The sequence below is a fragment of the Paenibacillus silvae genome (assembly GCF_014639235.1).
GTDB classification, from domain to species: Bacteria; Bacillota; Bacilli; order Paenibacillales; family Paenibacillaceae; genus Paenibacillus; species Paenibacillus silvae.
Map to the genome: position 1 here is coordinate 394,993 of NZ_BMFU01000002.1, position 11,614 is coordinate 406,606.

General features: G+C 43.2%; 13 protein-coding genes. All 13 read right to left on the bottom strand.

Annotation, left to right across the window (positions count from 1 at the left end; genetic code table 11):
• Positions 1-205: 205 nt before the first annotated feature.
• The 13 genes from sufB to IEW26_RS07810 all read right to left on the bottom strand — a co-directional run bounded on the left by sufB (position 206) and on the right by IEW26_RS07810 (position 11,511).
• Positions 206-1,603, bottom strand: a complete 1,398-nt coding sequence (gene sufB / locus IEW26_RS07750; RefSeq protein ID WP_188591950.1) for a Fe-S cluster assembly protein SufB — start codon at positions 1,601-1,603, stop codon at positions 206-208.
• A 39-nt stretch (positions 1,604-1,642) separates the two neighbouring features.
• On the bottom strand, positions 1,643-2,947 hold the full coding sequence (gene sufD / locus IEW26_RS07755; protein ID WP_188591951.1) for a Fe-S cluster assembly protein SufD: 1,305 nt from the start codon (positions 2,945-2,947) through the stop codon (positions 1,643-1,645).
• Positions 2,948-2,971: 24 nt separating this feature from the next.
• A complete protein-coding gene (gene sufC, locus IEW26_RS07760) occupies positions 2,972-3,754 on the bottom strand; it encodes a Fe-S cluster assembly ATPase SufC (protein ID WP_188591952.1) in 783 nt (260 codons plus the stop codon).
• A 122-nt stretch (positions 3,755-3,876) separates the two neighbouring features.
• On the bottom strand, positions 3,877-4,116 hold the full coding sequence (locus tag IEW26_RS07765; RefSeq protein ID WP_188591953.1) for a NifU family protein: 240 nt from the start codon (positions 4,114-4,116) through the stop codon (positions 3,877-3,879).
• Positions 4,117-4,188: 72 nt separating this feature from the next.
• Positions 4,189-4,674 (bottom strand): nitroreductase family protein, encoded by a 486-nt coding sequence (locus IEW26_RS07770; protein ID WP_188591954.1) that lies wholly within the window; start codon positions 4,672-4,674, stop codon positions 4,189-4,191.
• Between the two features lie 17 nt (positions 4,675-4,691).
• Positions 4,692-5,261: a nitroreductase family protein gene (locus IEW26_RS07775; protein WP_229729788.1), complete on the bottom strand. Its 570-nt coding sequence runs from the start codon at positions 5,259-5,261 to the stop codon at positions 4,692-4,694.
• Between the two features lie 11 nt (positions 5,262-5,272).
• On the bottom strand, positions 5,273-5,773 hold the full coding sequence (locus tag IEW26_RS07780; protein WP_188591956.1) for a MarR family transcriptional regulator: 501 nt from the start codon (positions 5,771-5,773) through the stop codon (positions 5,273-5,275).
• A gap of 249 nt (positions 5,774-6,022) precedes the next feature.
• On the bottom strand, positions 6,023-7,714 hold the full coding sequence (gene ilvD / locus IEW26_RS07785; RefSeq protein WP_188591957.1) for a dihydroxy-acid dehydratase: 1,692 nt from the start codon (positions 7,712-7,714) through the stop codon (positions 6,023-6,025).
• 18 nt (positions 7,715-7,732) lie between these two features.
• Complete coding sequence (locus IEW26_RS07790) at positions 7,733-8,398, bottom strand: GntR family transcriptional regulator (RefSeq protein ID WP_188591958.1); 666 nt, start codon at positions 8,396-8,398, stop codon at positions 7,733-7,735.
• Between the two features lie 180 nt (positions 8,399-8,578).
• The gene (locus IEW26_RS07795) at positions 8,579-9,337 is read right to left on the bottom strand and encodes an SDR family NAD(P)-dependent oxidoreductase (RefSeq protein ID WP_188591959.1); all 759 of its coding nucleotides are present in this window, start codon (positions 9,335-9,337) and stop codon (positions 8,579-8,581) included.
• Between the two features lie 260 nt (positions 9,338-9,597).
• Positions 9,598-10,170: a TetR/AcrR family transcriptional regulator gene (locus IEW26_RS07800; RefSeq protein ID WP_188591960.1), complete on the bottom strand. Its 573-nt coding sequence runs from the start codon at positions 10,168-10,170 to the stop codon at positions 9,598-9,600.
• A 286-nt stretch (positions 10,171-10,456) separates the two neighbouring features.
• Positions 10,457-10,624: a hypothetical protein gene (locus tag IEW26_RS07805; RefSeq protein WP_188591961.1), complete on the bottom strand. Its 168-nt coding sequence runs from the start codon at positions 10,622-10,624 to the stop codon at positions 10,457-10,459.
• A 182-nt stretch (positions 10,625-10,806) separates the two neighbouring features.
• Positions 10,807-11,511, bottom strand: coding sequence for an SDR family NAD(P)-dependent oxidoreductase (locus IEW26_RS07810; RefSeq protein ID WP_188592385.1), 705 nt, complete (start codon positions 11,509-11,511; stop codon positions 10,807-10,809).
• Positions 11,512-11,614 lie beyond the last annotated feature (103 nt).

Here is an 11,614-nt window from a genome sequence, read left to right on the forward strand (position 1 = left end):
GAATACTGTAAGCAGGATATAGTAATTGTAAATTCAGCAATCGGAAAAAGAACTTGTACCGAAACAATAAAAAAAGCCGCTGAAATAGCGACTTTAATGGGAACATGTTCTTGTCTCTCGACAGTGCAACTTGTTGGGCGTAAGCTGCGTAATATACCGGGCTCATGCCTTTTAATTTTGACTTGATTCGTTTGTGATGGCTTTTTTAACCGATACTGCCTTCCATCTCGAATTTGATCAATCTGTTCATCTCTACTGCGTATTCCATCGGTAATTCTTTTGTGAACGGCTCAATGAAGCCCATGATAATCATTTGAGTTGCTTCGGCCTCGGTCAATCCACGGCTCATCAAATAAAAGAGTTGATCCTCGGATACTTTAGATACCGTTGCTTCGTGCTCTAGTACAATGTTATCGTTCATGATTTCGTTATATGGAATCGTATCGGAGGTGGACTCATTGTCGAGAATCAGTGTGTCACATTTGATGTTGGATTTCGCGCCCTCTGCCTGGCGTCCGAAGGAAGCCAAGCCACGGTACGTTACTTTACCACCATGCTTACTGATCGATTTGGATACGATTGTCGATGTTGTATCTGGAGCAAGGTGAATCATTTTCGCGCCTGCATCCTGATGCTGGTTTTTACCTGCAACAGCGATGGACAGAACGGAACCCTTCGCTCCACGGCCTTTCAGTACAACCGCCGGATATTTCATCGTCAGTTTGGAACCGATGTTGCCATCGACCCATTCCATCGTTGCATTCTCTTCTGCAACCGCACGTTTGGTTACAAGGTTGTAGATGTTTGGTGCCCAGTTTTGGATCGTTGTGTAACGAACGCGGGCATTTTTCTTACAGATGATCTCAACCACTGCACTATGCAGGGAGTTCGTGCTGTAGATCGGAGCTGTACAGCCCTCTACATAGTGAACAAAGCTGTCTTCATCTGCAATGATCAGTGTACGCTCGAATTGACCCATGTTTTCAGAGTTAATCCGGAAGTATGCTTGCAGAGGCACTTCACATTTTACGCCTTTTGGAACGTAGATGAAGCTGCCACCGGACCATACTGCACTGTTCAAAGCAGCAAATTTATTGTCTGCTGGTGGAATGATGGTTGCAAAGTATTCACGCAGAATTTCCGGGTGCTCTCTAAGCGCCGTATCGGTATCCATGAAAATGACGCCTTGGTCTTCCAGTTCCTTTTGCATATTGTGATATACAACTTCGGATTCATACTGAGCGGATACCCCTGCCAGGAATTTTTGCTCTGCTTCAGGAATACCCAGCTTGTCGAATGTTTCCTTGATTTCGGAAGGTACCTCTTCCCATGTTTTCCCTTGCTTCTCCGAAGGACGAACATAGTATTGAATATCGTTAAAATCCAGCTCATCAAGATTGCCGCCCCAATTAGGCATTGCCATCTTTTCGAATTGTTTCAGAGATTTCAAACGGAACTCCAGCATCCATTCCGGTTCATTCTTGATCCGGGAAATTTCGGTTACGACTTCTGCTGTCAGACCTTTCCCGGTTTGAAAGATGGACTTGTGCTCGTCGCGAAAACCATATTTGTACTCTTCCATTTCTGGTGCTTTTTTAGCCATCTTGTTCTACCTCCTAAGTCCCCTTGTGAATGGATCCGTTCATTGACCCAGCTTCCGTTCGATCAAGTATTGTAATTGGGTGCGCAATGCCTCCAAAGGAATATCCGACACCACCGGAGCCAGGAAACCGATGATAATCAGACGTTCCGCATCTGTACGGTTAATTCCGCGGGACATCAAGTAATGAACCTGCTCTGGATTGACTTGCCCTACCGAAGCTGCATGACCTGCCGTTACGTCATCCTCATCAATCAGAAGGATCGGGTTAGCGTCCCCCCGTGCTTTCGGGCTCAACATCAACACTTTCTCTGTTTGTTGTCCGTCTGCTTTGGTTGCGCCTTTTTCGATCTTCGTAATCCCGTTAATAATCGCCGATGCTTCTTCACGCATAACTGCGCGAGTGATCATTTGAGATGGTGTATTTTTACCGAAGTGACGTGCTTCAGTGGTATAATTATTTTTTTGCGAACCGGAACCGATCGCGATTACTTTGGAATCGGATTTGGAACCGTTACCTTTGAGCACGCTCATCGTGTTGCTCGCTGTATCCCCATCATTCATTTCGCCAACGATCCATTCGATTGTTGCATCGTTCTCCAGAACAGCGCGGCGGAACGATACGTCCGTCACTAGAGTATCCATTTGGTGGACTGTCGCGTAACGCACTTTTGCCCCAGCTTTCGCAATGACTTCAACCACGCCACTATGGAATACAGGTGCAGAAAGTTCGCTCGAAACATAGTTATCCACGTAAGTAACCGAGCTGTTTGTGTCAGCAATAACAAGCACGTGTGGCGCAAATGTGGCAGACGCATCATCTGTCAATAGAACGGCTTGCAGCGGCACTTCGATTTCCACGTTTTCAGGAACATAAAGGAATACTCCTCCATTCCAAAGCGCTGCATGAAGAGCAGCAATCGAATGCTCATCGGCTTTGACAGCCGTATTCAGGTACGGTTTAACCAAGTTTTCGTGTTCACGAGCCGCAGTAGCGAGGTCTGTGAAAATAACCCCTTTGGCAGCAAGCTCTTCCGATAGTTTTGCGTATACGTTGCCGGAATTGCGTTGAATGACCAAACCGCCTTCGTTTTGATCTTGTACCAGTTTTTTGATGCTCTCAGGAGCATCATCCAGGGAAGCCAAGGCTTTGCTAGTCTTATATGTTCCATATTCGCTGACATTCCAGCGTTCGATTTTTTGCTTTTCCAGTTTGGGAAGCGCCAGCTCGCTCGCAAGCTTCAAGGCCTCGAGCCGCTGCACAGTCAACCAGCCGGGTTCATTATTGCTTTCCGACAAGGCGCGAAGCGCTTCAGATTCAACCGGAAGAATTGTTTGTGTAGTCATTTATTATCCTCCTCCGTTTTGTCTTTACGCTTCTTGACCTACAGTTTCGTCTGTAATTCCCAGTTCTTCTTTAACCCAATCGTAACCTTCTGCTTCGAGACGCTGGGCCAGTTCAGGACCACCGGATTTCACGATGCGGCCTTGCATCATAACATGAACGTAGTCAGGTGTGATGTAGTTCAGCAAACGTTGGTAGTGTGTGATGATCAAGAAGCCGCGATCTTCGCTCTTCATTGCGTTAACGCCGTTAGCAACGATTTTCAAAGCATCAATATCGAGACCAGAGTCAATTTCGTCCAGTACAACGATTTTTGGATCAAGCAACATCATTTGCAGAATCTCGTTACGTTTTTTCTCACCGCCGGAGAAACCTTCGTTCAGGTAACGATGTGCAAATTCAGGATTCATGTCGAGCTCTTTCATTTTGCCTTCCATTTGACGAATGAACTTGATCAGGGAGATCTCGTTGCCTTCGCCGCGGCGTGCGTTGATCGCGCTACGCAGGAAGTCGGAGTTGGTTACGCCCGCGATTTCACTTGGATACTGCATAGCCAAGAACAGACCAGCACGTGCACGCTCATCCACTGCCATCTCCAACAGGTCTTCACCGTCTAATGTTACCGTTCCGCCGGTTACTTCATATTTGGGATGTCCCATCAATGCGGAAGCCAATGTAGATTTACCTGTTCCATTTGGCCCCATGATTGCGTGGATTTCTCCACCCTTCATTTGCAGGTTGATTCCTTTCAGAATTTCTTTGCCTTCAATTGTTGCCCTAAAATCATTTATCTTTAGTGATGTTGTCATGTGCAACTCATTCCCTTCCAACATATTTGTTGTCTATTAATCGTATCCTTAGAAGTAGTCAATACTTCAGAATTTAGGACGTGTCTTGAAACCTGCTGAAGTACATATTTTTCAGACACGCCCTAGAAAACTTGTACAACCTCATGAATCTCATCAATTTCTTCCATTATTGCACGTTCTATACCAGCTTTTAAGGTGATGGTTGAACTTGGACAACCATTACAAGCACCTAGAAATTTAAGCTTAGCAATGCCGTCCTCAACATCTATTAATTCTGCGTCGCCACCATCACGTTGTAAAAAAGGGCGAAGTTTATATAGAACCTCCGATACTTCGTTAAACAATGTTGCTTTATCTTTCATTTCATCTACTCCTCTCTGTCATCCGTAGTTCTACCTCATCAGCTATATCCTGATCAAATTAGCGACTTCGCCCTAGAGAAGTTCAAAATGAAGCTCAGTCTCCGGTAGCTCAGTATTCTCTTTCGGCTGACTTGCACTGTATCCCAATTCAAGAACCGCAGCAATGCGCTCGTTACTCAGTACACCAAACATTTCAGTACGGCTCGGGTCGTACATCCAGTCATGCAAGGTACAGCGTACACCTAGACTCTGCTCATGAGCCAGCAAACGGAAATTTTGAATTAGGCAGCAGACAGCTGCAAAGTCCTCTTCCCTCTTATGTTGATCCGCCTCTTGCTTCACCAAGACCAGAAGATACGCGGGAGCCTGCTCCTGCAATCCCTGCATGATGTCCCCATACTGGCTATCAGCAAATATAAATCGCCACGGCTCTCGCAGTTCATCATTTGGCGCCCATACGGCATGATTAAGCAATTCAAGGACTAGGCCCTGCGATACCGCTCGATCCAAAAACTCACCCGGACCGTCTATGTATCCGTCCAGATCTGAGAGTTTCATTTTTACATCCTCCTCTCCTATATAGACTGCCCTCGCAAGACGGTCCATTTCTGCTCGGCTGGCGTTCTTTTCCGACTTCTTGGCGCTTTATCGTAATATCCTATATGAAGAACACCAACAAATCTTTCATCCTCACGCATACCAATTCCTTTGAAAAACCCTTCATGCAGCATCATGGCCTCTGTATCCCATAGCATTCCTAACCCATGTTCCCAGCCTATCAATTGGAAGCTCTGCATCATTCCGCACGCAGCCGCATAATTGCGGTCATTGGTCAGACGATCCGGTCCTAGATTCGACATAACAATGAGATGCGCAGGAATATCCGTAAATCTCTTTTTGAAAATATCCAGAAGTTTCCCGGGAATCAGTTTGCCGAGCCTGCTCTGTGACATCTGTTCCAGCATGTAGTCCACCAACCGTTTGCGTGCTTCTGGAGTTCCTGCATATACCACACGCCACGAGCCAGCCTCAGCAAATGGTTGGAGCCGATTAGCCTTGCGCAGTAATTCAACAACTAACTCCTGGTCCACCGGCGTAGAGTTATATTTACGAATACTCCTGCGCGCCCTGATCAATTCCGCCACACTCAAAAGCTTCACTCTCCTTCGTTCGATCTGGATTCAATATTTATACTGCTGTCTTGAAGAAATTGATGGATTACTTTTAGCTCTGTCTCTGAATATTTGTCGAGAGTACGATAGAAGCGTTCAGTCTCTTGTACATGCAGACGTTCATGCAGTTCAAAGATCTTTTTGCCTTGCGGTGACAACCGGAAGTAACTCTCCTTCTTGTTGTCATTCATTTTTGTGCGTTTGACGAATCCTTCCTCCAGCAGTTTGTTGCCAATTTTGGTGATGCTTGCTTTGGACAAATTCATCGCCTCGGCAATACCCGTGTTATTAATAGGCTCATGTTTGCCTATGCAATCAATCATATGAACCGCGGTCAAATGCTGAGGAATTTTCTCGATGCTTTCTCGCTGGGCAACACTTAGAAAATGCTCGATTTCTGTATCCTTGTGGTTCTCATATACATGTAAAAAACGGATAAATTGATCATAAAGCAACTGTTTTGTTTGATCTTTTGAAGTCGTCATCCATTGATCGCTCCTTATTTACATGTAAACAAAAATTTCTTTTTTAATAATATAGTGTTTGAATATAATTGATTATATTTTGTTTACTTGTGAACAATATAACATGGATGATAATGATTATCAACTAAAATCTCTGACATGACAACATCACGCTACAATCGTCAACGGAAACCTGCCTATTTCCATTCTCGTCAACAAAAAAAACCGCTAATCTTTTCTGATTAGCGGGTTTTAAAAATTCAATCTTGTCTATTCCATCAAATCGGTTACTGCACCTTTTGAAGCAGACGAAACTAATTTGGCATATTTGCCGAGTACACCGGATTTTACTTTCAGTGGGGGTTGTACCCACGCTTGTGCTCGAGCGGCTAACTCTTCTTCTGAAACCTCAACCTTAATTTCCTGAATGTCACTGTTAATGGTAATAATATCTCCATTTTGGAGCAAAGAGATCGGCCCGCCTACTTGTGCTTCAGGTGATACATGGCCGACTACAAATCCATGCGAACCGCCAGAGAATCGACCATCTGTTATGAGAGCAACTTTCCCGCCGAGACCCTTTCCTACAATGAGTGCTGTAACGGAAAGCATCTCAGGCATACCTGGTCCACCCTTCGGACCACAATAGCGTATGACCAATACGTCCCCTTCCTGAATTTCATCGTTCATGATCGCTTCTGTCGCTTCATCTTCGCTATCGTACACCTTTGTCGGTCCGGAAAACTGTTGTATCTTCATGCCTGACATTTTGGCAACAGCGCCTTCGGGAGCGAGGTTTCCTCGAAGCACAACCAGAGGTCCATCTGGTTTAAGCGGATTATCGAGTGGTCGTATAATCTCTTGATCATTCTGAAGTGGAGCAGCTTCTGCTAAATTTTCCGCCAATGTTTTACCAGTTACCGTGAGGCAATCCCCATGAAGTAATCCTTCAGCAAGCAATAGCTTCATTACCCCTGAAACACCGCCAATATCATTCAAATCCTGCATCACATATTGGCCACTTGGCTTCAGATCGGCCAGATGCGGAACACGCAAGCGAATGCGCTCAAAATCATCCAAGGTTAAATCGACTTCTACGGAGTGCGCAATAGCTAGCAGATGGAGAAATGCGTTGGTTGATCCCCCCAGAGCCATAACAACGGTGATAGCATTCTCAAATGCTTTCTTCGTCATAATGTCTCTTGGATAGATTTCCTGTTCAAGCAGTGAGATGACCTGCTTACCTGCTGCTTCGCATTCCAATGCTTTATCCGCTGAGATCGCTGATGTCGAAGAAGAACCAGGCAAACACATCCCCATTGCTTCTGCAGCAGCGGCCATCGTATTAGCGGTATACATGCCCCCGCAAGCCCCTGGACCCGGGCAAACACTACATTCGACCTTATGCAGCTGTTCATCTGTTATTTTTCCATCTTGATATTGACCAACGGCTTCAAAAGCGGAAACGATATCCACTTTTTTACCATCAAGATTACCTGGCTGAATGGTTCCTCCATAGACATAAACGGAAGGAATGTTCATGCGTCCAATAGCCATCAGACATGCAGGCGTATTCTTGTCACAACCACCGATCGCAACAACGCCGTCAAAACGCTCGGCTCCGGTCACAATTTCAATCGAATCAGCAATAGCTTCCCGACTTGGCAGTGAGAACAACATCCCGCCGTGCCCCATCGAGATTCCATCCGAAACGGTAATCGTATTAAAAATCAGTGGAGCACCGCCGTTATCGCGTGCGCCTTGCTTAGCTTGTACCGCTAAATCATTAATGTGCATATTACACGGTGTTACTTCACTCCACGTACTCGCTATCCCGATCATTGGCTTTTTAAAATCCTCATCCTGAAAACCAACTGCACGCAGCATCGCTCTGTTGGGTACCCGGTTAGCACCTTCACTGATTACCTTGCTTCGAATACGAAGATCTTTTTTATTTCCCATGTCCTTTTATCCCTCACTTCAAAGTATTTCGTTCAGTTCCTGCATCGGCCTGATAAAATTTTGTTTCATTAGTGCGTGAGCATCCTCACTATTTTTGCCTTCAAAAGCTTTAATAATCAAATCATGCTCTTCGACTGAAGCTAGCGTAGCCGTAATAGGTTGTTTTAAAAACACATATTTAAATCGCCTAATGTGAATCTGGAGAGAGGTATTAAATGTAGCCACATAAGGATTATCTGAGAGTTCGACAATATAATTATGAAAAAGCTCATCCACCTCCATGGCCTGATACACTTGACCATTCTTAATGGAACTTGCAAATTCCAAATTAATAGATTTTAGTTTCTCGATCTGTTCTGGAATAATCATTTTGGCGGTGATTTCAGCAGCCAAGGCCTGAAGAGCAGCCATGGTTGAATACATCTTGAAAATATCATTTTTCTCAATACTCGTTACTTTTGTTTCTTTTCCTGGATGCATAGATACGAGACCTTGAACTTCGAGTAACTGAAGTGCCTCTCGAATCGGTGTCCGGCTGACCCCAAGCGATTCAGCCATCTCCGCATCAATAAGCTTTTCACCTGGTTGCAGTGTTCCATCGATAATCCATCGCTGAATCTGAGAAAACGCTCTTTCTTTTGCGGACATACGGACGGGTAAGGAAAAATCTTTAGGAATTGGCATGGTTTTTCATCCTCATTACAATTATTTCTTATATGCAATATATCGCATACACGATCGACAAGCAATTATTATTTCATTTTTCTAATCGCTCAATTAAATTTATCCAGAATAACTAGCCGTTTTCTTAACCGATAAAAGTAAAAAAAGCCGCTAAAATAGCGGCTGCAATGAGTATGAGAATTAATTTAATTCTGTGATAACCGGATATATTGCGCCTCTTAAGTGGAACTCATAGTTCTGATCTACAATTCCTACGACTACGTCTTCATGTTCATAGAGATCCACCATGAATCCAGCCATTTCTTTAGCCGTGTGATACTTACTCATATTTGCTTTGTAATCAAATCCTTCAGCATCTATTGATTTTTGTACAAATTCTGTTTCTGTAATGGCTGGCGCCAAAATCTTCGCTTTAAGTTTTGCACCCTTCAGTTCCAGTTCTTTCGCAAGACCTTCTGTAAAGGCACTAACATAGTATTTCGATGCAGAATAAGCTACGCTGCCCACTGCAATGGCATATCCGAGTGCGGAAGAGACGTTAATCAATTGAGTGCCTTCAGCATCTGCATAATCTCGAACATACAATGTGGATAGGATGGTCAAAGATTCGATATTAACACGTAGCATGGTTTCTACTTTGTCCAAATTCTGTTCAGCTATGACGGAGCTTTCTCCAAGCCCAGCATTATTGATCCATGTTTCAATTTCATATGGTTTCAAATTGTTATACAGCGTATGAGCTTCAGAGGATACGGACAGGTCACTTTGTTGCACAATAACATGTACTTTAGCATCCATGCCTTGGATTTTAGCTTTGAGCTCTTCCAGCTTTTCCAATCTTCTGGCTACTAAAATCAAATTTTTCCCCCGTGCTGCAAATGCTAATGCGGTTTCATATCCAATGCCTGAACTTGCTCCTGTTATTACGGTGTATTTCATGAAATATCTCTCCCTCTTATCGTACAGAATTAGTGTAGATAATCATCCTTTATTAGAACGATCATTCTAATGAAGTCAAAAAAATAACTTCTTAATCGGAGTATAACATTTTGAGAACGATCGGTAAAGAATTATATTTCTTTCGTAAACTTAGATTTTCTTTGGACTTGAGCAGGCGGGCATTCAATATTGATTCATAGTGGGGTGAATATGACCTGCGAAAGAATTAGCCCACCCATTATTATATATTTAATAGTAAATCAATCTAGAATTGAAAGTGACATGTCTATAATACTCGTTAATTTCTGATGATCTGACGTCGTTTTAACGAGTGTGCGCAGTCCTAGCCAAGTGTTCATTAGAAAGTGAGCAGTAGCTACCGGGCTCAAGTCTCTCTTAATTTCACCTGTTTGTTGTCCTGCTTCTATAAGTGTTGTCAAAAATTCCTCTGTTCGAATGTAACTCGCATTTACTAAAGAAGAAATTTCAGGATCTAAAGCACCCAGTTCCACACCTGAATTTACCATGAAACAACCTATGGGTTCGCCTTCTTTTCTGATCGTAGATTCAAACATCTCGCGTAGCACCAGTTTAATCGATTTTTGATTTTGAGTCAGGAAATTTATTTTGCTGGTCTGTTTCGCTTCATATCGCTCTAGAGCCTTCACATACAAGGCATGCTTGTCCCCAAACGTATCATAAATGCTTCTTCGATGAATGCCCATATAATTTACTAAGTCTTGCATGGAAGTTTTCTCGTATCCTTGGGTCCAAAAAAGGTGCATTGCTTTATCTAATACTTCATTTATTTCAAATTCTTTGGATCTTGCCATCGTTATCACCTCGAATAATCATTATACATTTAATTGATAATTCAGCAAATGGGGTTATACAGTTCCGGACAGCAGGTTTTTGGCTTGATGGAGGATCTGATAATAAATATGTTCTTGCGTGGAGTATCCCATTTCATTCGCGAGTTCTTTCACACTGGGTATACCGTTATCTCCCAATTGATGCAAGGTAAAGCTTTCTTTCAATAATTGCTCGAATCTGTCCACTACATCATGATGAGTCGTTTTCCGGGTAATAAATTATCTTCCATAGAATCGCTTTGCATAGTTAAGCAGTACCTTCCGAACCGCTATCCCCCGGATCGTAGTCAACCGTTAATAGCTGTTCCGGCGCCATGAAGATCATGCTTCCTTCACTAAAATCGTAGTAGCGGCGGCCATACTTGATTTCACAATTCTCACCGTTCTTTAATGAGATGGTGTAAAATCGATTCATAAACTGTTTGTTCTGCTGTACCTTCCTCGGATTAAATTTATTGAGTTCTATACATGTTATCAAGGGATGTTTGGGTTTGTCATAACCCAAAAAACTCATGTAAGGAAGAGATTGAATCAATCCTGATTATTTCGTTCATCGTATCACCCTTTTGTTTTTACCAAGTTAGAATTTTACTCCCGTCATTTCCTCTGAACGTTTCCATAATTCTCTGGCAATGGTTTCATCATAGGATAGTTTGTTCGATGAGTGCGCAACGGATATCCTCTCATATTCATCAATTTTGATGGTCCATAAAACTCTACGGCTTTGGCGTTTTCATCAAAAGCAGCTCGAAGTGTAGGTAAAACCCCCATTTCCACACGTTGCGCAAAAAACTTATTCATTCCGCTCATGAGAGTCGAATTTCTCTGTAAGTCCGTAGCTGCCCAGCCCGGATGTGCAGCCGTGATTCTGGGGTGATCACCTTCTTTATTTAGCCTTCTTGCAAGCTCATACGTAAAGTAAAGACATGCTAATTTACTGTCACCATAAGCTTTTTGATTATCATATTTTCTCCCTTCCCAGTTCAAATCTTCAAGATCGAGATTTCCCATCGTATGAGCTAAACTAGATAGTACGACAACCCTTGATGCTTCTGTCTTTTTCAACAACGGCATGAGTAAGCCAGTTAACGCAAAGTGGCCTAAATGATTGGTTCCGAACTGGTTCTCAAACCCGTCAACCTTTTTGGAATAAGGGCCAAACATAATTCCTGCATTATTAATCAGTTTATCCAAACGATTATAGTTTTCCACCATTACATTTGCAAAAGCTCGAATAGAACTCAGATTAGATAAGTCTAATTTCCTAACGTCAATATTCGCATGTTTGAATTCCTTTTGTATCCACGGCTTATGGCTGCTTCAACCCATCCAGATTAAGGGCATGAACGCTTTCTGGTGGAGAATCCTCGCCATTCCTTGCAAATGTTCTGCAATTAATCCAATC

Excerpts from the sequence above, each read along its gene's own strand:
- sufB (WP_188591950.1), bottom strand. The coding sequence starts at position 1,603 with ATGGCTAAAAAAGCACCAGAAATGGAAGAGTACAAATATGGTTTTCGC.
- sufD (WP_188591951.1), bottom strand. The coding sequence starts at position 2,947 with ATGACTACACAAACAATTCTTCCGGTTGAATCTGAAGCGCTTCGCGCC.
- sufC (WP_188591952.1), bottom strand. The coding sequence starts at position 3,754 with ATGACAACATCACTAAAGATAAATGATTTTAGGGCAACAATTGAAGGC.
- IEW26_RS07765 (WP_188591953.1), bottom strand. The coding sequence starts at position 4,116 with ATGAAAGATAAAGCAACATTGTTTAACGAAGTATCGGAGGTTCTATAT.
- IEW26_RS07770 (WP_188591954.1), bottom strand. The coding sequence starts at position 4,674 with ATGAAACTCTCAGATCTGGACGGATACATAGACGGTCCGGGTGAGTTT.
- IEW26_RS07780 (WP_188591956.1), bottom strand. The coding sequence starts at position 5,773 with ATGACGACTTCAAAAGATCAAACAAAACAGTTGCTTTATGATCAATTT.
- ilvD (WP_188591957.1), bottom strand. The coding sequence starts at position 7,714 with ATGGGAAATAAAAAAGATCTTCGTATTCGAAGCAAGGTAATCAGTGAA.
- IEW26_RS07790 (WP_188591958.1), bottom strand. The coding sequence starts at position 8,398 with ATGCCAATTCCTAAAGATTTTTCCTTACCCGTCCGTATGTCCGCAAAA.
- IEW26_RS07795 (WP_188591959.1), bottom strand. The coding sequence starts at position 9,337 with ATGAAATACACCGTAATAACAGGAGCAAGTTCAGGCATTGGATATGAA.
- IEW26_RS07800 (WP_188591960.1), bottom strand. The coding sequence starts at position 10,170 with ATGGCAAGATCCAAAGAATTTGAAATAAATGAAGTATTAGATAAAGCA.
- IEW26_RS07805 (WP_188591961.1), bottom strand. The coding sequence starts at position 10,624 with ATGAATCGATTTTACACCATCTCATTAAAGAACGGTGAGAATTGTGAA.